Raw genomic sequence first — 24,581 nt, forward strand, 5'->3', positions numbered from 1 at the left:
CAAGGGAAAAATAAGCAATAAAAAATGACAAATGACAAATGACAAATGACAAATCAGATAATTGGCTAGAAATTGGTAAAATTGTTGCCCCTCAAGGATTGTCTGGAGAATTGCGGGTTTATCCTGTATCAGACTTTCCCGAAAGATTTGAGGTGCCGGGAAAACGTTGGTTGTTGCGTTCAGGTGACACAGAACCACAACCAATCGAATTATTGACAGGACGTTATATCAGTAACAAAAACTTGTATGTGATCAAATTAGCTGGTGTAGAAAATTGCGACCAGGCGGAGGCGTTGCGCGGTTGTACATTAATGGTGCCAGCTAGCGATCGCCCCCAATTAGGCGAAGATGAATATCATGTCCTCGATTTGATTGGTTTGGAAGTCTTCATGCAGGTATCTGGCGAACTCGTTGGTACAGTGGTAGATATTATCCCGGCTGGTAATGATTTGTTAGAAGTAAAGTTCCATGAATCATTTGCTGGCGACAAAAAGCAAAAGACTGTTTTGATTCCTTTTGTGGAAGCGATCGCACCAATAGTAGACTTGAAATCTAATCGTATTGAAATCACACCACCGCCTGGGTTATTGGAAATTAATAATTAGGTTATTCCTTGATCTGCTTCTGTATGAAGATGCGCTAAACCATATTTAAGTACAAGGAAGAAAACGAACCGCAAAGGACGCATTCGCGCAGCGTCTCGTCAGAGAAGGACACAAAGAAAGAAAGAAGTTAAAAGGGTTTGGCACACCCTCATAAGGAAATAGTATAAGTTTTAACTTGTGCAAGCCAGTGCATCTCGAAATAAATGTTTTTATTTCATTCCATAAATAAATTTAGTTGCTCTCAAACCATTTTTCTTTTTCTTTCTTTTGCCTTTTTACTTTTTACTTTTACCTTGTTTAGTCAAGAAGGGTGGAAAAAATCATCATGGGTAGATGGCCATCATCTGGAAAAAAAGTATAATCACTTACTGATGAGTTCGCCAAAATCCTTTTTGTAATGGAGTGTCGATAATGACATTAGCAACGACTCCACAAACAAAGCCTTTAACAGATGAAGAATTACAAAAGATAAACGCCTACTGGCGTGCAGCTAACTATCTTTCCGTTGGGCAAATATATCTACTGGACAATCCGCTACTAAGAGAACCCCTAAAGCTGGAACACGTCAAACCCAGACTTTTAGGGCACTGGGGAACAACGCCAGGGCTGAACTTTATCTATGTTCACCTGAATCGGCTCATTAAGAAATATGACCTAAACACAATCTACATTGCTGGCCCCGGTCATGGAGGCCCTGGACTGGTTGCCAACACCTACTTAGAAGGCACTTATACCGAGTATTACCACAACATTTCCCAGGATGCTGAAGGAATCAAGAAACTTTTTAAACAGTTCTCTTTTCCCGGTGGTATTCCTAGTCACGTTGCACCGGAAACTCCTGGTTCGATCCACGAAGGCGGGGAACTAGGTTATGCCCTTGTCCACGCTTTCGGTGCTGCCTTTGATAACCCTGATTTAATTGTTGCTGCTGTTGTCGGTGACGGCGAAGCTGAAACAGGTGCTTTAGCCACTAGCTGGCATTCCAACAAGTTTCTTAATCCTATACGTGATGGTGCTGTATTGCCGATTCTGCACCTGAATGGGTATAAAATTGCTAACCCAACGACACTCGCACGAATTAGCCGTGAGGAGTTGGAGAGTTTATTTGTAGGTTACGGCTACAAACCATACTTTGTTGAAGGTGACGATCCCGCAGATGTTCACCAGCAGATGGCGGCGACTCTAGAAACAGCGATCGCTGAAATTCAAAGTATTCAAAGAGAAGCCCGCGTACATGGTTTCACTGAACGTCCCCAGTGGCCGATGATTGTCATGCGAACCCCCAAAGGTTGGACAGGGCCTAAAGAAGTGGATGGCAAAAAAACTGAAGGTTCTTGGCGATCGCACCAAGTCCCCTTAAGCAACATAGCAAAACAGCCAGAACACCTAAGACTTCTAGAAGATTGGATGAAGAGTTACAAACCAGAAGAACTCTTCGACGCTAACGGCACACTGATTCCCGAACTAGCAGAACTAGCCCCCAAAAAGCATCGACGTATGGGTGATAATCCCCACGCCAACGGCGGTATTTTGCTGCATGACCTCAATATCCCGGACTTTCAAGACTATGCTGTAGATGTTGCTGAACCAGGGAAGGCGATCGCCGAAGCTACCAAAGTGACCGGCAAATTCCTGCGGGATATCATGCGACTTAACCAAGAAAGTCGCAATTTCCGCATCTTTGCGCCCGACGAATTAGCATCGAATCGTCTAGACCCTGTGTTAGAAGTTACAGATCGGGTTTGGGAAGCCGAAATTTACCCCGAAGATGACCACCTTTCCCCCGACGGTCGGGTGATGGAAGTTCTCAGCGAAACTTCTTGCCAAGGATGGTTAGAAGGCTACCTCCTCACCGGGCGTCACGGATTTTTCACTTGCTACGAGGCATTCATCCACATCATTGATTCCATGTTCAACCAACACGCCAAATGGTTGAAAACCACCAAACATATTCCCTGGCGTAGACCGATCGCTTCTCTCAATTACCTACTCACCTCTCACGTTTGGCGACAAGACCATAACGGCTTCTCCCACCAAGACCCTGGTTTTATCGACCATGTACTCAACAAAAAAGCCGAGATTGTTCGCGTCTATTTGCCCCCCGATGCCAACACTCTGCTGTCGGTAACTGACCATTGTCTTAAAAGCCGCAACTACGTTAACGTCATCATTGCTGGAAAACAGCCAGCATTGCAATATCTCAACATAGATGCAGCCATCAAGCACTGCACCAAAGGCATCGGCATTTGGGAATGGGCAAGCAACGACGAAGGCGGCGATCCAGATGTAGTGCTAGCTTGTGCTGGGGATGTTCCCACCTTAGAAACCTTGGCGACTGTAGACATCTTGCGTCAGAATTTCGCAGATTTAAAAGTGCGGGTAGTGAACGTAGTCGATTTGATGACACTCCAGCCAAAAAGCGAACATCCCCACGGTTTGAGTGAAAAAGACTTTGACACAATTTTCACCACCGACAAACCCGTTATCTTTGCCTTTCATGGCTATCCCTGGCTGATTCATCGCTTAACCTACCGCCACACTAATCATAAAAACATCCATGTGCGTGGCTACAAGGAAGAGGGAACTACCACTACTCCTTTTGATATGGTTGTTCTCAACGATTTAGATCGCTTCCATTTAGTAATTGATGTAATCGATCGCGTCCCCAAACTAGGATCTAAGGCAGCTTATGTGAAACAGCAGATGCAGGATAAGCTGATTGAACACAAGCACTATATTGAGAAGTACGGCGATGATGTGCCGGAAATCCGCGATTGGAAGTGGCCTTATTAAAAGGAGATAGAGGGGAAAGAGGCAGAGGGGAAACTTTTCTCCCTGCTTCTCCCTTTTTTTTATAACTTACGCAGAAGAGATTCTCTAAGTTCCTCAAATGCCACGTACTACAAGTCAGGAAACCACAAGGGAACAGGGGAAAGAGGCAATATTAAAATAATCTCAGAAAATAAGCTTGAAGAAGAATTCTGACTCCTGAATTCAGAAGTCAGAATTCAGGAGCGGAGCCGGAGATGCTCCGCCTCCGGTCAGAATCAAGACGCTCGTTCGCTCTTAGCGTCTCCCCTTGGGAGAAGACTCGCTTGCCGCCGGCGCTATCCGCCAGTCGCACAGAATTCAATTCTGTTAGCGGTAGCGGGGCGTTTAGCCCATTCTGGCTCCTGACTCCTGAATTCTGTTTGATAATTCCCTTATATAGCAAGACTTCTGAGATTTTTAACTGGAACTTTAGGATAAAAGGTACTGAAGAACCCAAAATATAAATACTATGTAGGTCTTTGGCTCTTGTTAATGACCAAATTCTGTAACAATGATTAACAACTAGCCAGAATACAGTATTTAAGCTACTCATGAGCCAGAGTTCTCAAAACAGCCCTTTATCAGGCAAACCCGTTCAATCATATTTCCAGTGGTTATACGCTTTCTGGAAATTCTCTCGCCCGCACACAATTATTGGTACAAGTCTGAGTGTTTTAGGTTTATATTTAATTGCCGTTGCCATTAGTACAGGTGCGATAAATACAGACGCGATGAATCGCGTCTCTACAACAACGTATTCCCTACTACCTTTGTTGGGCGCATGGATTGCTTGTCTGTGTGGCAATGTCTACATTGTGGGGCTGAATCAATTAGAAGATGTGGAAATTGACAAGATTAATAAGCCTCATTTACCCCTAGCATCTGGTGAGTTTTCTCAGCAAACTGGGCAATTGATTGTTGCTTCTAGTGGGATTTTGGCGCTAGTTGTGGCGTGGCTAACTGGCCCGTTCTTATTGGGGATGGTGGCGATTAGTTTGGCCATTGGTACTGCTTATTCTTTACCGCCAATTCGCTTGAAACAGTTTCCCGTTTGGGCGGCGCTGTGTATTTTTTCGGTGCGCGGTACGATTGTGAATTTAGGGTTATATCTGCATTACAGTTGGGCGTTGCACCAAAGCCAAACAATTCCGCCTGTGGTATGGGTGCTGACGTTATTTATTTTGGTGTTTACCTTTGCGATCGCGATCTTTAAAGATATCCCCGATATGGAAGGCGATCGCCTCTACAATATTACTACTTTCACCATCAAACTCGGCTCGCAAGCTGTGTTTAATCTGTCTCTTTGGGTAATAACTGCCTGCTATTTGGGAATTATTCTGGTTGGGGTGCTACGTGTCGCCTCAGTTAACCCCATATTCTTGATAGTTACTCATTTGGGGCTGTTGGCTTGGCTGTGGTTGCGGAGTTTGACGGTAGACTTACAAGATAAAAGTGCGATCGCTCAATTCTACCAATTTATCTGGAAACTCTTTTTTATGGAATATCTGATTTTTCCTATCGCCTGTCTTTTGGCTTAGACAATGCTAGAAACCTTTCCCACTAGTTCGATTATCGCTGCTATTGTAGTTGTTCTCAGTCTGTCAATCCTTGGTTATTTCGCTTGGAAAACTTTGATAACCTCAGACTTATTTCAAAAAGGCATCAATCTTGCTCAAGCAAAAGATTACCAAGGTGCAGAAGCAGCCTTTCGCAAAGTGATTTCCATCAACTCTACAAATGATGTGGTGCGCTTGTTTTTGGGAGATGTTTTAAACCAGCAAGGACAAGTAGAAGAAGCAACAGAATTATTCCAAGAAGTAATTCGCCGCAGTCCAAAAAATCCTGATGCTTACTTGCGTCTGGCAAACATTCTCATGCAGCAAAAGCGAGAAGAAGAAGCGAAAACTAACCTGATACAAGCTAAAGATTTATTACAAAAACAGCGACAAGCTGAAAAAGCTCAAAAAATCACTAAACTGTTAGATAAAATGAGTGTTAAGTCAAGTGAATCTTAAGTTGAATGAGAATTGCGAAGATTAAATTTTCCTGTTCTTGTCTCCTAATTTTTTGCCATTCTCATCATTATGGTGAGAATGGTTTTTATTTGGGAATTTCCTATAGGACTACTATTTGATTTTTGAACAGATACGTAGGGTTCGTTAGCGACAGCGTAGTGTAACGCACCAAATCCTTAAGAATGGTGCGTTACTCGGCTGGTTAATTTTTATGGAGAGCATCCGGTTTTGGCAGATAGTCTTTTTTAGACAACCCATGTAGTTGGTTTTCTCGCACTAAATAATTATGTTTATTCCAAAAGTGGATGCATCTATTTGATGTAATGAAACTCAACACTCCGTAACACACACTAACATGCAAGTGGCATAACATCTAGAAAATTGCTAAAATCTGAAGATGGTGGTAGTAAAAATGCAGGATGAGCAAATGAATATATCACTGCATTAAACTCCAAGATAAATATTAACTTTCGTAGGTAATCGAAAAGAGCGATCGCCTTACGCTACGCCATAATCTGTATACTGACGCTTGTATGGAGCTTGCAAACCCAAGACAATATCCTCTCGTGGTACTCCCATCATCACTAATTCCTCTGCTGGATTGCGATCGGTTAAATTCTGTTGCAGCCAGATTTTGCCATCTTTAATATCAAAATGCATTACGCATCGATAAATACGATTAAATCCTTGCCAACCGACATTCATCCATTGATAATGATTGCGTTCTGTGTCTAAAATGAGTTGAACTTCGACATCATTATCTGAGACATCATCACTGGCATAGTTAGTCAACAATGTTTTCACCAATTCTTGATATTTCGCTAGTTTATCCACTGTACAATCACCTCATTTTCCGGCTCATAAACAATTAACAACACCTGATACTGTTTTATCGCAGTTTTAGTAAATTCAAGTTGAAAAAATATTTTGTAAGTATCCAATGGAACTGCTAAGTATAATACTCGCTCTGGTTCATATCCTGCTAATGCTAGACAGTAACTAAGGAATTGTCCCAAAGCGGAGTAAAAATCTGTTATTGCCGAGGGGTTAAAAAAGCTTTTGATTTCAATTGCTATTTTTTCATTTCCTTTTTCTGCGGCAATTATTTTCTCTGCGCCTAAATCAATTTGGAAGTTGACTTCCCCAAATTTAAATTTTAATGGATCGCTCGTAACGATCCATTGTTCTTTTTGCAAAGCTTTTTTAACTGATTCATGAAAAATATCTTTTGCAGACACAGTTAGATTAATATTCGCCATTAATGAGAAACAGCTTTTTTCAGGATGCTAGGAATTGCCTCAAGTATTCGCTTGGCAACATCTTCAGGTGTATCTCCCTCTCGCTCGATGATGTGCAAATCGGCTTGAGAATAAAGTGGTGTTCGTTGTTCGAGGAGCGATCGCAATTTACCTTGAGGATCAACATCTTGTAGCAATGGTCTTGTGGTATCCTCAGCTAAACGGTTGTAAATTATCTCAACTGGCGTATCTAGCCACACTATCAAACCGTGGTGCAAGTAACCCCAATTTTCTCGCCGCAGAACAATTCCCCCACCAGTTGCTATAGTCAACTTTGTAAAAGCACAAACTTTTGAAAGTACGTCGCTTTCTAACTGGCGAAACTCCGCTTCACCAGCTTGTGCAAATAACTGATTGATAGATTTACCTGTCGCTTGGGCAATGACATCATCGGTATCCACAAATCCATAACCCAATTCCTTTGCTAGTAAGCGCCCTACCGTCGTCTTACCAACGCCCATAATCCCAATTAAGTACAGGTTGACTCCTTGTAATAAGCTGCTCACCAGTTGCTTCGCTCCAATTATGAGTTTTGAGTCACAGTTTCAAATTATAAACTTAACGACTCATAGGTGCGTATTCAAGCAATACCTGAGTTAAGCTGCGACAGATGGAAATAGCTTATCTGTTGGCTTCCATGCCCACTACTGAAGTAGACTAGAGATTTTTGGCGATATTTAGTCATCTTCAGATGACTTTAGCTATTATACGGGAATTTCAATTCCCGGCGGACAAGCGGTTTCACGTTAAGCTGACACCAATGGGCACTGCCGTACCCCTACGGGTGTACCTTACTAAGTCGGGAAATGCTATAGTGATAGTTTATCAATTTTTTCAGATACTTTTAATAAAACAGGAGTCAGAATTCAGAATTCAGAATACTCTACCCATAAAGGAATAGAATTTTAAGGCGAGAATATTTTAATTTTTTTCGCCCACCAGGGGCATTAGCGCGTAGCGGGACGTTCGCGGTAGCGTCTCGTAGAGAAGTACGGTTTTAACCAATATTCAGACGCGACGCTCGATAGCGCAGCGTTAGCGACGCAGGAGCGTCTTTGATTTCTGAATCACTCGTAGAGGTAAGGGACTGGGGAATGGGGACTGGGGACTGGGAAGAAGGAATAAAGGTGTACTGAGTTTTTTCAAAAATCAAATATGAGTCCTATCGTGGGAAATATTTTGTAAAAACTCTCTGACTTCTGTTGGTTTGCGGAGAATAATAACTTGCTGGTTTGGTGTTACTTGACTAAGTTTTTCTAGAATTCCAGGAAGACGGATAATTGGGTATGACCAGATATATTTGAGAAATTCCCAATTCAATCTTTCAGGACAATGTGACGCCATATCAGGCCTGGATTGTCCAGCATAGATGAAGCGGCGTTTAATCACTCGCGACAAACATAAAATTCGGGGAAAATCCAAAAAAATTACCGTATCTGCAACCGACAAACGAAGGTCGAGAGTACCGCCATAGTTACCATCCATAATCCAAGATTCTCGTCGGGTTAGGTCTTGGATAATACTTTGCCATTCAGTTTTTGGAGTCTCAACCCAACCAGGATTCCAGTACCAAGCATCCAAGTGAATCACTTCTAAACCTAAAATGCTTCCCAGTGCGCGGGCTAGGGTAGATTTACCAGCACCCCCAGAACCAATAATCAAGATTTTCTTCACTTTAGGTTCGCACCTTCTTTTTCAAGCTCAACACGGTAAGCATTGCTCACCCAAATAACCGTCTTCAGGGCAACTCAATACGCCGCTACAATAGTACCACTAGAAGGATTATGCCCAAATTATTGATATTATGACGACTGCTACGACTGTAAAAACTGAGTATGAAGCGATTATTGGTTTAGAAACCCATTGTCAGCTAAGTACCAACACCAAGATTTTCTCTAATAGCTCTACGGCATTCGGTGCTGACCCCAATACTAACATTGACCCGATTTGTATGGGTTTACCTGGGGTTTTACCTGTACTCAATGAAAAAGTATTAGAATACGCTGTCAAGGCTGGTTTGGCACTAAATTGTCAAATCGCTAAATATAGTAAATTTGACCGCAAACAGTATTTTTATCCAGATTTACCCAAAAATTACCAAATTTCTCAATACGATCTACCGATCGCAGAACATGGTTGGTTAGAAATTGAGTTGGTAGATGCTGAGGGTAATCCGATTCGCAAACGCATTGGTATCACGCGTCTGCACATGGAAGAAGATGCGGGAAAATTGGTACACGCAGGCAGCGATCGCCTCTCCGGTTCTTCCTATTCTTTGGTAGACTACAATCGCGCAGGTATACCCTTAGTAGAAATTGTCTCGGAACCCGATCTGCGTTCTGGGCTAGAAGCTGCTGAATATGCTGAAGAATTACGCCGGATTGTGCGGTATCTCGGCGTGAGTGACGGGAATATGCAGGAGGGATCTCTGCGCTGCGATGTCAACATTTCCGTGCGTCCAGTGGGACGAAAGGAATTTGGCACCAAGGTAGAAATTAAAAACATGAACTCCTTCAGCGCTATTCAACGGGCAATTGACTACGAAATTGAGCGCCAAATCGCCGCCATCGAAGCAGGCGCGAGGATTATCCAAGAAACTCGTCTCTGGGAAGAAGGCGCTCAACGCACAAGTAGTATGCGGGTGAAAGAAGGTTCCAGCGATTATCGCTACTTCCCCGAACCAGATTTAGCACCAATTGAGGTGTCAAATGCACAATTAGAGCAATGGCGGAGCGAACTACCAGAATTACCAGCCCAAAAACGCCATCATTATGAAAGTGAGTTGGGGCTTTCCCCTTACGATGCGAGAGTGTTGACAGAAGATCGTTCAATAGCCGAATATTTTGAAACTGCGATCGCATCTGGAGCAAATCCCAAAGCCGCTGCTAACTGGATTACTCAAGATATCGCCGCCCACCTCAATAAGCAAAAACTCAGTATTACTGAAATCGCCCTGACTCCCACCAATTTAGCAGATATCATCACTCGCATTGAAACGGGCAAAATTAGCAATGCTCAAGCTAAAGAAAAGCTCCCAGATTTGCTAAGTGGTATTTCTCCTGAGAAAGCCTTTGCAGGTCAAGAGTTAATCACCGATCCTAGTGTACTGGAACCTATCGTTGATGAAGTAATAGCCGCTAATCCCAAAGAACTAGAAAAGTATCGCAACGGTAACACCAACCTCAAAGGCTTCTTTGTCGGACAAGTTCTGAAAAAGACAGGCAAACGTGCCGATCCTAAGCTGACTAACGAATTGGTCGAGAAAAAACTGAATGCTTAAGTAGTGGCATGGCAAGCTTAAAATAGTTCATTGGACGTAGGTTGGGTGGAGGCTTTGCGTAACCCAACATCCTTATATATGTTGGGTTGCGCTCCGCTCCACCCAACCTACAATTTTTTTACAACTGAATGCTTAAGTAGTTAGGCGTAAATAATTATTGTTGGCATAAGGCAGGGAGCAGGGAAGAAGCAAGGGAGAAGAGTTTTCCCCTCCGCACCCCTCTGCCTCTTTTCAATGCCCAATACCCCATGCCCCATGACCAATTTAAGTATTTTCCCGGTCTTCCTTCACAAAATCTTCATATAAAAGCTGGTGACAACCCTCATACCTAAAATGATATGCTGTGGTAAGTAGATGCACCCTGATGATCTGGAGAGCTGCTTAAGTAGCTCTCTTTTTTATTTTATTTTTGTGGTATTTACGGATAGAATTGAATACGGCAAATATACTTAGCGATTAGAAATCGCGGCTACACAAACTTTCGTCCGCCTGCGCGGACTCAAGAAATTGGAAACCCACGGGGGTGGGGTCTCACTTGCTCATAAATAAGGGCGGACAAGATGTCCACCCCACAAGAAAAGTTAGATATTTTTTTATTTGGAAGTCGCTGATATTTTATACACTCCCCTTAAAAGAAATCAGCCACCCAAGGCGATGCACCTGCAAATATTTGTGTAGCTGCTGATATAGCTGTTTCTGTCCCATGTAGTTTTCCGGCTATTTGTAAATGGTAGGGAGTGAACAAACTTGTATACAGTGGTGCTAGTTCTCTGATATCTAGCTGTAATTCACCCTTTCCACCTTTTGTAACTTCACCGCGTCCATTGGCAACGGAAAGGATGAATTTATCATTGTTTGCATCTAGCAAATTATCTTGAATATCTAAGTGCAATTCAGCTTGAATTCCCGATGGATAACCACGCATTTCCAATGCCTTGACTACATCTACTACCCGCAGTAGCCAACGCATCGTCTGTTTGAGTTTGGCAGTTTGTTCTGGTAGCAGCAATGTCAAGGAATCGCTCACAGAACTTCTCCATCGCACCTGCTCAATTTGAGAGCGATGACTGGCCAGAAAAGACCAGAATGATTGTGCAGCCGCAACTGTGAGAATTACCCAATCCTTGACCCGCAGGATTGTGCTATCTTCTGTTGAATGTTGACTGAAGAGGATATATCCTTGGGGTTTCTCTTTAGTACCGATAAAATATGCGTAAAATGTTTCTTTATCATCTGGCTGGATTAAGCGCTCCCAGATTGCTGGATGTCGGTCTAAATATCCATGCGTTAGTCTCGCCTGCTGCTGATATAGTTGGTGAAAGACTTGATGATTTAGCGGAAATATTGGTTGCAAAGTTAGGGGTTGCTCTCGCAATTGGATACTTTTAGTCGGAACTTCCCAATTACACCAGCTACCCCCCTGTTCATACCCGACTTTTCGGTACAAGCCTTGAACTGCTGGATAAAGAGCAGAGAGCGGTATACCCCTAGCATAAAGTTCTTTGAGGGTCTGTTCCATAAGAGCGATCGCAGCTCCCGAACCACGATACTCTGGAGCAATGCCCACTACTGCAATTCCTGTCATTGGTACACGCAAACCACCCCACCACTGGCCCATATCCAAAGTTGCCAATCCACCAATTAATTGCTCTGACTCACGAATAATACGGAAATTTTCTACGCCAATTAGATTGATATAAGCTTCCTCACCTCCCAGTGCGCTGATAAAACACTGCTCAAATATATGCCCAAGGTGCTGGATATCTTGTGAATCGGCAAGAGTGCTGTATTCAAATTGAGCCGTCATCTCTCATACCATTAGTAGAACAAAATCACAATCATACTACAGCAGGCGTTGCCTCAATGCTTTACGGAATTTTAGATTTTAAATTTTGGATTTTGGAATTGAAGATTCAAAATTAAAGAGTTGCCTCCCAATTTAACACCAGAATAAATCTAAAATCCAACAATTAATTGATGAGCCTCTGACTTGATTGCTGGGGTCAATAGACTTATACTTAATTAAATGTATTTGTTAATGGGTGGCTTCAGTACTGTTTTTTACATTGATAGGGTGTGGTGCATCGCCCATCAGTTGCTCTTAACAAACCACTTACAAAAAATATGTTCCTAAGCTGGATTTACCTCATCATCGCAATCCTCTTTGAGGTTTCAGGCACAACCTGCATGAAGTTATCGGAGGGATTTACGAAAATAGTTCCTTCAGTATTAATATTTGTCTGCTATGGATTTTGTTTTACTTTTTTGACCATTGCTCTCAAGAGACTTGAAGTAAGTGTGGCTTATTCCGTCTGGGCTGGATTGGGAACTATTCTAATTGCTATTATTGGGATTATCTGGTTTCGTGAATCTGCCACATTCATTAAACTTTTGTCGATTGCCTTAATAATCATAGGGGTAATTGGCATAAATGCAAATCAATAAAAAATATAGCAATCCGATTTGATTTCTGAATCACTCGTAGAGGTAAGGGACTGGGGACTGGGGACTGGGGACTAGTGACTGGGAAGAAGGAATAAAGGTGTACTGAGTTTTGTTCAAAAATCAAATATGAGTCCTATACTTCGTAAATATTATAAAACGAGGTAAATAAACTAAAACCGCTCATTCTGCTTGTTGCTGTTGTAATGAATAAGTAAGTCGGCGCGAAAAAACCAAACTATATTCAATACAGTTCAGATAAACCCAAAACACTTGTAGAGACGGCGATTTATCGCGTCTTTAAAACCTAAAATTGTTGCCAGTAGCCCTTAAACCAAGCATATTGAACTATATTTTACGAAAAGAATTAAGGATTTTTAGAATAGTGGGATAGGTTCTTAGAAGAAGCAAAAACAAAAGTTTTGAATCATGCTAAAAATGAAAGGGTCAGCTATACAAACGACAATGGAAAAATAAGTGCAAGATGTAAATCTACCCAAGAATTCGGCACTCTAATTTCTCTATATACGTAAGTATCCTTGCCTATCGGCAAACTATCATCTAGAAAAATCTGGAAGACCGCTCTTATGGGTTCCTATCAATGATAATTTTAAGCATTGGGAACCCCTAAAAATCAAAGTTTATGAACGCAGCCGACGATAAAACGATTGTTCGCGAGTATTTCAATTCCACAGGGTTTGACCGTTGGAAGCGAATCTACGGCGATGGCGAAGTCAACAAAGTCCAACTAGACATCCGCAATGGACACCAGCAAACCGTGGATACAGTTCTCGGTTGGCTGAAGGCTGATAACAATTTACCAGAGCTATCAATCTGTGATGCTGGGTGTGGTGTCGGTAGTCTCAGCATTCCCCTGGCGGTAGATGGTGCTAAAGTCTATGCCACCGATATTTCTGAAAAAATGGTGGAAGAAGGCAGGGATAGAGCCAAGCAAACCTTGGGAAATGATGAAAATCCCACTTTTGCTGTGCAGGATTTGGAATCGCTGAGTGGTAGCTACCATACTGTTATTTGTCTAGATGTTCTTATTCATTACCCTCAAGAAAAAGCCGATGAGATGATATCTCACCTCTGTTCTTTGGCACAGTCGCGGATAATTCTCAGTTTTGCGCCAAAGACCTGCACCCTGAGTATACTCAAGAAAATTGGCAGTTTCTTTCCTGGGCCAAGTAAAGCCACTCGTGCATATTTGCACCGTGAGGCTGATGTGGTAAGAATCTTGGAAAGTAATGGCTTTTCTTTGGAAAGACGGGCAATGACGAAGACTCGCTTCTATTTTTCTCGCCTACTGGAAGCTACACGCAAGTAAAGTTAAAATCGCAGCAAAGGATATGATAGACCTTTGCTGCGATTTGACAATCTCAAACCTGAGATATGGTAGATATTGCCGTTGGCATCAAGCTTTGTTTTTTCTCTAAATGACTGTTGTTCGGCTTTGCAGAATTATACATGATTACAAAGGTAGCGATCGCAGCTGCTCCTAAGAAAATAATTCCAGTAAGTAACCAGATTTCTCCTCTATTCTGATGAACTTTATCCTTAGAAGCTTTAACAGAGGATACATCTTGTTCAGACTTCTGAGGATGTTGACTCAAAGCACCGCTTTGAGTCATATTACTTTGCTTTTGATTTTGGCTAGTTTCAGGTATTTGATTCAGAGTTTCGTAGGTATATTTAACTTCTTGTTTATCTAGTTTTTCTAATTCCCTAATCTCATGCCATAACGGGTGACGTTGTATTAACCAACGCCGGACTAATTCGATTTTAACTTTACTGCCTTGCTCATTTAAAAACCCCTTTGATGCTAGTTCTTTAGTTAATTTTTTCTGCAAATCTCTTGACAAGACATCATTATGACTTTGAAGTAACATCAACGGGTTTTTCTCTAGCTGTTGGTCTTTTTTTTCTATAGCTATTTTTTGCGCCTCAGCCACCGCCGAAAAAACTACTTTCTCTGGTACAGATAAAGCCTCCCAATACCATGCAAAACCCGCTTCGGCAAGCTCAACCGCCCTATCTATAATCATTTCTACATCTTCTTCAGAAACTTCCCATTTTTCTAGTTCCCTAGCTCGACTGAAAATTGCAAAACATAAAATTTGAATAAAATAGGGATGTCCTGCTGATAAATCGGTAATTGCTTCTATGGCCTTTGGTTCGTATTTCAAAGAATCCGCAACAGGTTGGATAATTAACTGCTCAATACTTTCCTTATCTAGCAACCCAACTTCTGCAATCAGTACTTTGGGAAATATTTTTAGTAAATTTGATATGTCTGCCGGTTTTCTTCCAGCAAATATAATTACAAATAATCTTTGATTTTTATAAACAATATTTTTTAACTGTTTGAATAGTGACTCAAGCCCTACACCTATATGTTTATTATTTAAAGCATCAAATTCATCTAATAGTAATACCAAATTAGTCTCTTTTAGATGTTCGTGGATTTGGGGTAAAAAGTTAGTGCAAAAGATATCTTTTTGTTCTTCTATCTCTTTGGCTTTTGGTATTACTACTTTGTCTGGATCTATTTTTAATTGTTCGACAATAGTTTCTGCTAAACTTTCTAAGAGATTTTCTAACTTTTCTTGGCTATGATATTCTAAATCAAAACTAACAAAAGCAGACTTATCTACTTTGACAATCTTAGGAATATTTTGAAGTAGAGATGACTTGCCTATACGTCGTTGACCGTGTAGTAATATGAATTTCTCGCCTCGGCTCAGATTTTCTTCAATAAACGCTAATTGCTCCTGTCTCCCAAAAAATATTTCCGGTTCACTAATGGGACGACCGATAATATAAGGGTTTCTCTGAGATTTTAGTTGTATCATGATAATATCTGCGATAGGTCTACTGAACAGCCTGGGATTATTTAGCTAGATACCCATAAGCTATTGCAGTACAACAAAATAAGGAAAATATTTTACTTGTCGTTGTTACCCACAAATTATATTATACTCATTCCGCTTCACTAAATTGTCTAAAAAACGTAAAAATCCTGAAGTTTGTTCTGTATCGTTTTGAGTTACAACATCAAACTCATCTAACAACAATATCAGCTTTCTATTTTCTAGTGCGTTATAAACTATCGGCAGTAGTTTATTGTTGATAATTCTGCGAATATCTACATCTATACTTAATAGTATATCTAGGTTACTTGTATCTAAATTAATAACTTTAAAAATCTCACGAAAGATCGCATACAAAATTTCGCCTAAACTTGCATGACTATGAGCTTGTAAATCGCAATGCACAAACAACAACTCATCTTTAGAGACGACAAGAGGAATATTTTTTAAAACAGAAGATTTGCCTATACGTCGCTGACCATTTAGTAAGATAACTTGTGCATCTTGTTGCAAACTATCTTTTATGTCTTCAAATATAGTTTCTCGCCCAAAAAGTTTTTCTGGGATTTCAATTGGAGTACCAATAATATAAGGGTTTCTTTTGCTATCATTTACCATATTATTTTCACATAGTACTTTTACTAAACTACAAAAAACTTGATTAGTTTTTAAACTATAGGATAAATAAATTTTAGAGATGAGATAACATCATTCTTGTGATTTCCTACCCAGACAATGGCGTTTTTCATATTCTCAGCTTGTTGATGACTCATGAGATTGAGGAATTCTTTCTGTCTTTTCGTTAATAAATCATCATCAGAATTCCAAATTTCCTGAATTACCCACTTTTCCATCAATGATGAAGTAAATAAATAAATAAATAAATAAATAAGCAATATTCCCGTTGTTAGGTGTCCGTTTAATGACACCCTGCTCTTCTAGTTTGGTCAAATTTCGTTCATTTTGGGTAAAAATCAGGTCAACATCTTTTAAGTCATATCGTCTTCTTTCCAGACGACCTCTCAATTTTGCCAAAGCCATCAACATCAATAAATTTTGGTCTTGAATATTACACCTTTGCCAAGTATTATCAAAAAAATATCGAGTACTGCTTTCAAATTCCCTAACAAATTCTTCTACCTGGGGTGATGTAGTATTGCGTAACTCTTGATATAGCAAAAAGCTAGCAATTTGTAATAGAGATGGGTGTCCCCCAGCAATTTCTCCTATTGCTTGCTGTAATTCTGTTGTGATTGGTTTATTAAATGGTTGTAGGAATGGTTGCAGGAATTGTTCAATTTCCGTGTTATCAAATGGTTTAATTTGTCGAAATAAATAATGGTTATACCACGGGGAAGCATTAGGATTAAGACGTGGACCAAGATCGTTGAGGCGTTTTTTAGAAGTGACAATGATTGAGATATTCCGTTTTGGTTCTAAGTGAACAGCCAAGTTACGGCATTCACTCAAGAATTGCTGCATATTCTCTTCTGAGTATTCTTGGCTTTGAATAAGAGCCACATCGTAGTCATCTACTAGCAGTACTAAGAATTTTCCTCTTTGAGCAAGTTCTACTAATAGCTGACGCAGACTATCTCTAGATGCCCGACTCTCTGCTAGAACAGTATTAATGCTAGCTTGCAATTCCGGTTCAGTATCTAGATTATCCTTCAGTAAACTGAGTAATTTTTTCCAAAAACCGAAGGGAGTAAAAGGCTCAATTTCCTCGCAACTAAAGCGCACTATTACTGCTATCTATGAATTTAATCCATAGTGTTTCCAAGTATCAGGAGAAGCCAATTTCATCAAAAACGAAGTTTTTCCTGTTCCCAATCCGCCCCATACCGCCAAGTGACTGCGATTATTTATTTTATCGAAAGCTGCTGCTATGAGAGACTTTCTCCCTACGAATCTTTCTGGGACAATGGGAGTTCCAACAACGAAAGGATTTTGTAAATTTGGATACATTCCGATTTCCTTGGTTGTAAGTTATACAATATTTGACGTTGATTTTTTAGTCTTGTATATTTGCAGGATGGTGATATTGATGGTTTTGTAAAATTTGCGTTTACCCATCTTTATAATTATTGGGCACATAGAACTACCGCCCCACAACCACCCTAAAATTGTGTAACGCCGAATTTTTATAGGAAAGTAAGTATATTAAAATATTACATGATTGCTGGGTATCTTGTATGCGCTTAACAACCTTGCTTTTTTAACCAATAGTAGGTAAACAAGTCTGGCGCAAAAACTAAAAAACTATCGCTAGGAGTAGATTGATTACTGGAACCTTTATAAAAGTCAGGTTAAAATCACTAGCAAAGTGTAAATCTGAAGTGAAACTATGAAAACTGCTGAAAAATTAGCTGCCGGCTGGCTACTGACAATGGGATTCATGTTTGTAATACTATCAGCAGCATCGGTATTTAATAAAATGACTATGGAAAAATCAATTACGCTACCCTTAGCTTGGGATGGCTCGATTGAGTTCTCAGCAGCAACAAATACCCCTGTAATTGATAATACTGCGGTAGAACATCTAATTTTTGGTGTCCCTACCCTAACACTGGGCACGTGGTTAGCATTGGGATTATACCGTCAAAGTCGGCAGGAGAAAAAGGCGCTTAATCAACAAGTTAGCGATCGCCTGCAATCGATTTTTTATGAGATGCTACAAGAAAATCAGGGGCGTGTAACTGTTTTAGGCTTTGCGATGCAGTCACAATTACCCGCAGCCCACGCCAGACAATATTTAGATGAAAAAGCTAAAGAATTCAATGCAAACTTTAAGGTGAATGAAGAAGGGGCTGTATCATATCATTTTGATGTCTAATTGTCATTTGTCATTGATTATTTGTCCTTTGTTATTAACTAATGACTAATGACCAATGACTCATGACTAATAATCAACTTACGGCTAAGTCTAATGACGCAGATTTTTTTGAGCGTAGCTGCCATTTTAGGCGGTTTGTCGGTTGCTGCTGGTGCTTTTGCTTCCCATGCCTTGCGAGAAAAAATTAGTGAGCAATCGCTAGAAATTTTTGAAACTGGCGCTCGTTACCAAATGTATCATGCTTTAGCACTTTTTCTAGTAGCCATCTTAATTAGTCGTACCGAGTCCCCTCAACCCACTCTAATCGCCAGTGGATGGCTGTTTCTCATTGGCATTGCTATTTTCTCAGGAAGCTTGTATGCCCTTAGTTTAACCGGTATTAAATCCTTAGGAGCGATCACACCACTAGGCGGTGCAGCTTTTCTTGCAGGTTGGGGCACTTTAGCTTTTGCTGCCTGGAATTTGAAGTTGTAAAAAATTAGTTAGAGTTAGGAATTAAAAACTCTTCTTTATGAGGTGTAGCGGCTTCCCGCATAATACGAGAGCCGCTATAGATGGATGACATTTGTCCTAACCCAACAAAAGAGAAAAATTAAAAATCTCTCACTAGGGTAGTATTTTCACCACGTAATATTGTATATCATGTATAAATTTAGATACCTGTTAGTCCAACAAGTAAACTCAATATTTAGCTGCTAATTATTGCTGCATCGAAGGTGTGGGAAAAATTCTGCTGGAGATAGGAACCCGTAGCTTAGGCTTATTTTCTGTTATATTGGCATTAGCGGCAGAAGAGTTACTAGATGATGCTTCAGAGACAATAGATGATTTGCTATTAGTAGAATTGGCAAGATCACTCAATTGGATAGTAGAAGGTGAATTTGAAGATGTGGAAGTAATCTTATCAATATTTTGACTGTTGGGTTTTGCCGGAGTTTGAGCTTGACACGGAGTAATGATGAAAGTTGAACTTGTTCCTAGTACTAGTAGGAGTAAATGAGAAATATATTGTTGCATGGAAATTGGTAAAATGGGTTGATAAATATTCAAAGCTGAAAGAAGTTGTGTTTGTTATTAATTGGAAAAAAACCGCAATTTTCCAACACAAATCATGACGCTGTTGTTTAAGAAAACCTAATTACAGCGATTTCTAAATGAATAGACTTACTAGTTCTTAGTACGTTAATCCGCTACCTTTTATATCAGGCAAGGTGAAAATAAACTTCTCCTTCGTAAAAAGAGAGCGCCTATTTTAGTACTAATGAATCGGTCTGATAGAGAGTTGACAAATAGATAAACCTGGAATAATTGAAGTTTTTTATCAACTAAGCCAGCACAACTATTAATATTTTAGTTAGATTTAACTTGTTCCTAAAAGAGGAATGTTACTGAACTTTTTTAAAATGTTGATTTATCTAAAATCAACTCTTAATTCGCATATTTAACTAACTCAAACAAAAAGTATATGAATTTTTAACACAACCTGAGTTTGATTAGTTAGCTTTCGTCAATAAATACGTGTATATGTTCAGCAATAGATACAAAGCTGACTATAGCAATCCGATTGGATTTTTGAACTTATTTGCTGGTGCGGCGCTATAGGTAGGGTGTAGGCTTATGCTGTGAGCCGACTGAGGCTTCGCCGAACTTCCTCAGCTTTTTTGCGTTGTACTGAGCTTTTTTAATTAAATAGGAGTTCTATAATGTCAGGTGAATGCTAATACCAATTTTTTATGAAGCTGTGTTAAAGATAAGGTGACAAAGGTGGTGCGATCGCAAAACGTTTGAGGCAGTATAACTCGTTTGTTAATCAAATATCTGGATACAGATACTTTCAACAATTCTAATAAAAACCCATAGATGGGTAGTAGTTAGTAGTCTGTCCCAAAAGTTTTGAGAAGTTAGTGGTGTTCAGATCCCCGACTTCTTGAAGAAGTCGGGGATCTAGCAGCCCAACAAAATTAATGACATAGACCACTAGTTGTAGACAAAACTCTTTTAGACAAAAAATCTATTAGTCTAAAAGCTTACTTCAAAGTTCCCAAAATGGGCGCTACCTCAACCTCTGAAATTTGCGGAACCAATAATCTATTAGCATAAATCTGGGGATTTGTTTGCGAGACTATGGCATAAGACTGGCGAAGATTAGCATTTACTGCAACTGTCTTCACGTCGTACATCTGCATCGCCATTTTGGGATAGAAACCAATACCAATAATCATTAGCAGAAAACAGGCAGCGATGAAGACCTCACGGGGTCTAGCATCCTCGTAGACTGCATCTTCTGGCACTAAGCAGTCTGTACCAAAACAAACTGTTCCGTCATCTTCTTGATTTTCCAAGCCTGCATTATTGATGTCGCATAGAAGTGCTGCACCTTTACCATAAAATACCTCTCGCAGCATAGAAAGTAGATAGATTGGTGTGAGGATGACTCCAACGGCGGCTAGAAAAACTGTGACGGTGCAGAAAGTTGAACTATAAACATCGCTGCTTGTGATCCCAACAAATACCGATAGTTCGCCAGCAAAGCCACTCATGCCGGGAAGTGCTAGGGATGCCATCGTTCCGATTGTGAACAAGGCAAAGACTTTGGGCATGGCTTGACCAATACCGCCCATATCTTTCATTACCATTGTGTGGGTGCGATCGTAAGTAACGCCTGCCAAGAAGAACAGCACTGATGCAATCAAACCATGCGAAATCATCTGCAACATCGCGCCGTTGATTCCCAAATCGGTGAAGGAGGCAATTCCAAGCAGTACAAACCCCATGTGAGAAATCGACGAATAAGCCAAACGCCGCTTCATATTGGTTTGAGCAAAGGAGTTCAATGCACCATAGATAATATTGACAACACCCAAAATAGCTAGAACTGGCGCAAAGTAAATATGTGCATCGGGAAGTAACTCAAGATTCAGGCGAATCAATCCATATCCGCCCATTTTGAGCAACACACCAGCCAAAATCATCGACACAGGAGAGGATGCTTCGCCGTGGGCATCAGGCAACCAGGTATGCATGGGGAAAACGGCAAGCTTGACACCAAATGCAATCAACAATCCTGCATAAAGTAGCAGTTGTAGACTAAGGGGATATTCCTTGCTGGCGAGGGCGGTGATGTCAAATGTCATATTCCCGCCGCCATATAACCCCATTGCCAGGGCTGCAACTAAAATGAATATAGAAGCAGCTGCGGTATACAACAAAAATTTCGTAGCGGCATAACGACGCCTTTGCCCACCCCAAATGCAGACTAGTAGGTAGACGGGAATCAGTTCTACTTCCCACATAATGAAAAATAGCAGCAAGTCTTTGGCAACGAACACCCCTACCTGTGCTGAATACAGCACCAGCATCAAAAAATAGAAGAGGCGGGGTCGATGATCAACTTGCCATGCCGAAAAAATCGAGAGTGTGGTGACAAATCCTGCTAGAAGCACAAGTGGCGCTGAAAGTCCATCCACCGATACCGCCCAGTTAAAACCTAACTGAGGCACCCAGGCATAATTTTCCACAAGTTGAAAACTAGCACTACTGGCATCGTAATGCTTCCAAAAGGCGTAACACATTAAGGCAAAGTCTACAATACCTACACCCAGGGCATACCACCGCACGCGCTTGCCATCTTTATCAGGCAGTACAGGGATGAGCAAGGAAGCAACGAGTGGCAGCAAGACAATTGCGGTAAGCCAAGGAAATTGATCCGCTATCATGTATATGAGGAAAAATACTTATTTGTCAATTATGTCATTGTACTAAACTTTGTAACAATTTCTTAATAAATCTTTGTCCCGGATAACGGGGAATGGGGATTGGGGACTGGGGATTGGGATTGGGGAATTACGTTATTTATTTATTTATTTATTTATTTATTTATTTGTTAACCGAGTACCGTGGGTTTAAATCCCCCGGTTCAATAACCGGCAAGTTTTGGGTCGGGGTCTAAATCCCCGGACGCTACGCTCGAGTACTCGCTTGCCGCCGGCGCTATCGCAGACTCGCTTTGCGCGTCGCTTTCACAAAACTTAATTACGAATTACGAATTACGAATTACGAATTATTTAAGTGTTCTTGTGTACGCAGTTGATGATTACGACATTATTGCTCAAGGTACTAATCCAGCACGCAAAGCACGGACAGCAGCTTGTGTCCGGTCAGCAACACAGAGTTTATTGAGAATACCTCGAACATGAGTTTTGACAGTACCGACTGTTAGATAGAGTCTTTTGGCAATTTCTGCATTGTCACACCCAGCGACAATCAATTCTAAAACATCCATTTCCCGATGAGTTAAAGGATAGCTGACTATACTTTTCTCAACATCTGGGTCAATGCCTTCAATCAAGACTCTTTTTCCAGATGCTCCTCTACTACCGTCGGGGAAATCTTGGCGTATTTGTTGTAGTACAAGGTCTGCGATCGCTGGATCGATCCATGAGCTACCTGCATGAGTTGTTTGCACAGCCTCTACTAGTTTCTCAGTTTCGATATCCTTCATGCAATAAGAATCTGCACCTGCTGCAAATGCGGCTAAAACTGCCTGTTCACTATTCTGCATCGTTAAAATTAGCAGCTTTGTTGTATAATCTTCGCTTTCTGATTGATATTGCCTAAATGTGCGTGTTAGATCAATACCATCCATGTCAGGCAAACCAATGTCAATAGTTGCAACATCAGGCTTGAGACTTTTCAGGAGCTTAATACCGTCGGCTGCATTGGCTGCTTCACCAACAATCTTGAACTCTGGCTGAGTTTGTAAGGCAGACCTTAAGCCGATTCTTGTCAGGTTGTGATCTTCAATCAAAAGGATCTTGATTTCACTCATAGTTGCTTAATTTTACTGTTATTTGTCTAAAGTACAGATTAAAATAATCTCGTTCTTCTATTCGGGATCTTATACAAAAAGCAATGCAGTTGCTATTGTTCCCTAAACTTCATCTCCCATGAGACATAAATAACCTTATCTCGTAAGCCTTTCTAAGGCAAGAGTTTTGGTGTCCGCAACTCAGATATAAAGACACTGGGGTTCTAGACTAAAATAGATAAAGTTATATCTAATACACTATATCTAATTTTTTCGTATAAATACTGAGAAAATAGAAGATTTAGATCAGAAAACATATTTATTTTTTTATTTGGAAGTCCCTTAATAATGTCAGCGCTTGTAAAGTAAGCTATTACTAGATTTGCGAGGAATAGCCAAGCACTTCTTTTTTTTATTTAGCCTTATGTCTTTAACTAAAACTGTCAAAAAAGATAAAATTCTCGTTGTCGATGATGTTTTTGACAATCTACTGGTCTTAGAAGCAGTCCTAGAAGATGAGGACTATGAAATTACCTTGGTGGAAAATAGCAAAATAGCTCTGGCTATGGTTGAGGAGTCACCACCAGACATAATTCTCTTAGATGTGATGATGCCGGAGCTTGATGGCTATGAATTTACTCGACGCATCCGACAGAATCAGGCGTTGCCATTTATCCCCATTCTGCTGCTCACGGCTCACTATCAGTCTAGTGTTGTGGAAGGACTCGATGCTGGTGCAGATGACTTTATTCGTAAACCATTCGATCCTGATGAACTTCATGCACGAGTGCGATCGCTCCTGCGTCTCAAGCATAGTATCGACGAACGAGATCAGATGGCTAACCTCCGGGCAGATTTTGTCTCACGTTTTACTCACGATTTACGCATACCCCTAGTAGCTTCTAACCGCGTATTAAAATTATTGCTGGAAGGCAGGTTTTGCGAAGTTTCGCCACAATTGCAAGAAATAATTGATACCATGATTGGCAGCAATCAAGACCTGCTGGAAATGGTAAATACCTTGCTAGAAGTTTATCGTCATGAAGCAGGCTGTAAAATCTTAAAAATTTCTCCCTGCAATATTCAGGAATTAGTTAGTGAAGTTTCCCAAGAATTAACTCCCCTAGCTGAAGAAAAAGGATTAGTTGTAAACCTTGAAAAAGACAAAACCGTAAGCACCATCATGGGCGATCGCGTCGAACTGCGGCGAGTTTTGACAAATATCATCGGCAATGCCATCAAATTTACAGACAAAGGTTCTGTAGATATTCACTGCCATCTCACTCCTGTAGCTGTGAATATTGATATCCAAGATACAGGGCCAGGAATTTCTAAACCAGATCAGGCAATATTATTCGAGCGATTTCGTCAAGGGAAACACCAACGTTCTGGTAGTGGTTTGGGACTATATCTATCTCGCTGCATTATCGAAGCACATCAAGGCACAATCGATGTGACATCTGAACCAGGGAAGGGTAGTACATTCACCATACGTCTACCTGTAGCTGGTGAACACTAAAAATAGGTAAATAGAAGATTAATCATGAATTAGCACCTTTGAAAAAATCAGTGAAAGCTTTGAGAAAATATTTTGCGATCGCTCTTGTCCAAATG

General features: G+C 40.7%; 23 protein-coding genes. 10 read left to right on the forward strand and 13 right to left on the reverse strand.

Going from position 1 to position 24,581, the window contains the following annotated elements; translation table 11 throughout:
• Positions 1-38: 38 nt before the first annotated feature.
• Positions 39-605: a ribosome maturation factor RimM gene (gene rimM, locus V7K76_RS12310; RefSeq protein WP_334780566.1), complete on the forward strand. Its 567-nt coding sequence runs from the start codon at positions 39-41 to the stop codon at positions 603-605.
• 411 nt (positions 606-1,016) lie between these two features.
• Positions 1,017-3,398, forward strand: a complete 2,382-nt coding sequence (locus V7K76_RS12315) for a phosphoketolase family protein (protein ID WP_334780565.1) — start codon at positions 1,017-1,019, stop codon at positions 3,396-3,398.
• A gap of 208 nt (positions 3,399-3,606) precedes the next feature.
• Here V7K76_RS12315 and V7K76_RS12320 read toward each other — a convergent pair whose 3' ends face one another.
• The gene (locus tag V7K76_RS12320; RefSeq protein WP_334780564.1) at positions 3,607-3,969 is read right to left on the reverse strand and encodes a hypothetical protein; all 363 of its coding nucleotides are present in this window, start codon (positions 3,967-3,969) and stop codon (positions 3,607-3,609) included.
• Here V7K76_RS12320 and V7K76_RS12325 point away from each other — a divergent pair.
• A complete protein-coding gene (locus V7K76_RS12325; RefSeq protein ID WP_334780563.1) occupies positions 3,968-4,954 on the forward strand; it encodes a homogentisate phytyltransferase in 987 nt (328 codons plus the stop codon). The two genes, V7K76_RS12320 and V7K76_RS12325, sit on opposite strands and share 2 nt — an antisense overlap.
• 3 nt (positions 4,955-4,957) lie before the next feature.
• A complete protein-coding gene (locus V7K76_RS12330) occupies positions 4,958-5,431 on the forward strand; it encodes a tetratricopeptide repeat protein (RefSeq protein ID WP_334780562.1) in 474 nt (157 codons plus the stop codon).
• A 498-nt stretch (positions 5,432-5,929) separates the two neighbouring features.
• Here V7K76_RS12330 and V7K76_RS12335 read toward each other — a convergent pair whose 3' ends face one another.
• From V7K76_RS12335 to V7K76_RS12350, 4 genes are all read right to left on the reverse strand, one after another.
• Positions 5,930-6,265 carry a XisI protein gene (locus tag V7K76_RS12335; RefSeq protein ID WP_194042083.1) on the reverse strand — a complete coding sequence of 112 codons (336 nt, stop codon included), beginning with the start codon at positions 6,263-6,265 and terminating at the stop codon, positions 5,930-5,932.
• Entirely contained in the window at positions 6,253-6,669 is a 417-nt protein-coding gene (locus tag V7K76_RS12340) for a XisH family protein (protein ID WP_334780581.1), read from the reverse strand. Before V7K76_RS12340 ends, V7K76_RS12335 begins: the two co-directional genes overlap by 13 nt.
• A 20-nt stretch (positions 6,670-6,689) precedes the next feature.
• Positions 6,690-7,235 carry a shikimate kinase gene (locus V7K76_RS12345; protein WP_334780561.1) on the reverse strand — a complete coding sequence of 182 codons (546 nt, stop codon included), beginning with the start codon at positions 7,233-7,235 and terminating at the stop codon, positions 6,690-6,692.
• A 643-nt stretch (positions 7,236-7,878) separates the two neighbouring features.
• Positions 7,879-8,403: a DNA topology modulation protein gene (locus V7K76_RS12350; RefSeq protein WP_334780560.1), complete on the reverse strand. Its 525-nt coding sequence runs from the start codon at positions 8,401-8,403 to the stop codon at positions 7,879-7,881.
• A gap of 130 nt (positions 8,404-8,533) precedes the next feature.
• Here V7K76_RS12350 and gatB point away from each other — a divergent pair, with 130 nt between their 5' ends.
• Positions 8,534-10,009: an Asp-tRNA(Asn)/Glu-tRNA(Gln) amidotransferase subunit GatB gene (gene gatB / locus V7K76_RS12355; protein ID WP_334780559.1), complete on the forward strand. Its 1,476-nt coding sequence runs from the start codon at positions 8,534-8,536 to the stop codon at positions 10,007-10,009.
• Positions 10,010-10,637: 628 nt separating this feature from the next.
• On the opposite strand, the gene V7K76_RS12360 is transcribed toward gatB, so the two are convergent.
• The gene (locus V7K76_RS12360) at positions 10,638-11,816 is read right to left on the reverse strand and encodes a GNAT family N-acetyltransferase (RefSeq protein ID WP_334953516.1); all 1,179 of its coding nucleotides are present in this window, start codon (positions 11,814-11,816) and stop codon (positions 10,638-10,640) included.
• Between the two features lie 317 nt (positions 11,817-12,133).
• Between V7K76_RS12360 and V7K76_RS12365 the strand changes: the two genes are divergently transcribed.
• Both V7K76_RS12365 and bchM read left to right on the forward strand, forming a co-directional pair.
• The gene (locus V7K76_RS12365) at positions 12,134-12,454 is read left to right on the forward strand and encodes a DMT family transporter (RefSeq protein ID WP_334780580.1); all 321 of its coding nucleotides are present in this window, start codon (positions 12,134-12,136) and stop codon (positions 12,452-12,454) included.
• 640 nt (positions 12,455-13,094) lie between these two features.
• Entirely contained in the window at positions 13,095-13,781 is a 687-nt protein-coding gene (gene bchM / locus V7K76_RS12370) for a magnesium protoporphyrin IX methyltransferase (protein ID WP_334953518.1), read from the forward strand.
• 52 nt (positions 13,782-13,833) lie between these two features.
• On the opposite strand, the gene V7K76_RS12375 is transcribed toward bchM, so the two are convergent.
• From V7K76_RS12375 to V7K76_RS12390, 4 genes are all read right to left on the reverse strand, one after another.
• Complete coding sequence (locus V7K76_RS12375; protein WP_334780556.1) at positions 13,834-15,306, reverse strand: ATP-binding protein; 1,473 nt, start codon at positions 15,304-15,306, stop codon at positions 13,834-13,836.
• A 105-nt stretch (positions 15,307-15,411) separates the two neighbouring features.
• Positions 15,412-15,942, reverse strand: coding sequence for an ATP-binding protein (locus tag V7K76_RS12380; protein WP_334780555.1), 531 nt, complete (start codon positions 15,940-15,942; stop codon positions 15,412-15,414).
• A 198-nt stretch (positions 15,943-16,140) separates the two neighbouring features.
• Positions 16,141-17,067, reverse strand: coding sequence for a hypothetical protein (locus V7K76_RS12385; protein ID WP_334780554.1), 927 nt, complete (start codon positions 17,065-17,067; stop codon positions 16,141-16,143).
• A 12-nt stretch (positions 17,068-17,079) separates the two neighbouring features.
• Positions 17,080-17,292: a hypothetical protein gene (locus V7K76_RS12390; protein ID WP_334780553.1), complete on the reverse strand. Its 213-nt coding sequence runs from the start codon at positions 17,290-17,292 to the stop codon at positions 17,080-17,082.
• 379 nt (positions 17,293-17,671) lie between these two features.
• Between V7K76_RS12390 and V7K76_RS12395 the strand changes: the two genes are divergently transcribed.
• Positions 17,672-18,160 (forward strand): hypothetical protein, encoded by a 489-nt coding sequence (locus tag V7K76_RS12395; RefSeq protein ID WP_334780552.1) that lies wholly within the window; start codon positions 17,672-17,674, stop codon positions 18,158-18,160.
• Between the two features lie 93 nt (positions 18,161-18,253).
• Entirely contained in the window at positions 18,254-18,634 is a 381-nt protein-coding gene (locus V7K76_RS12400) for a DUF423 domain-containing protein (protein ID WP_334780551.1), read from the forward strand.
• Between the two features lie 225 nt (positions 18,635-18,859).
• Here the strand turns inward: V7K76_RS12400 and V7K76_RS12405 are convergent, their stop codons facing one another.
• From V7K76_RS12405 to V7K76_RS12415, 3 genes are all read right to left on the reverse strand, one after another.
• Entirely contained in the window at positions 18,860-19,210 is a 351-nt protein-coding gene (locus V7K76_RS12405) for a hypothetical protein (protein WP_334780550.1), read from the reverse strand.
• 977 nt (positions 19,211-20,187) lie between these two features.
• Positions 20,188-21,876 carry an NAD(P)H-quinone oxidoreductase subunit 4 gene (locus tag V7K76_RS12410; RefSeq protein WP_334780549.1) on the reverse strand — a complete coding sequence of 563 codons (1,689 nt, stop codon included), beginning with the start codon at positions 21,874-21,876 and terminating at the stop codon, positions 20,188-20,190.
• A 392-nt stretch (positions 21,877-22,268) separates the two neighbouring features.
• Positions 22,269-22,988, reverse strand: coding sequence for a response regulator transcription factor (locus V7K76_RS12415; RefSeq protein WP_334780548.1), 720 nt, complete (start codon positions 22,986-22,988; stop codon positions 22,269-22,271).
• Between the two features lie 403 nt (positions 22,989-23,391).
• On the opposite strand from V7K76_RS12415, the gene V7K76_RS12420 reads away from it, so the two are divergent.
• On the forward strand, positions 23,392-24,486 hold the full coding sequence (locus tag V7K76_RS12420; RefSeq protein WP_334780547.1) for a hybrid sensor histidine kinase/response regulator: 1,095 nt from the start codon (positions 23,392-23,394) through the stop codon (positions 24,484-24,486).
• Positions 24,487-24,581 lie beyond the last annotated feature (95 nt).

The sequence above is a fragment of the Nostoc sp. genome (assembly GCF_036917975.1).
Classification (GTDB): Bacteria; Cyanobacteriota; Cyanobacteriia; order Cyanobacteriales; family Nostocaceae; genus Nostoc.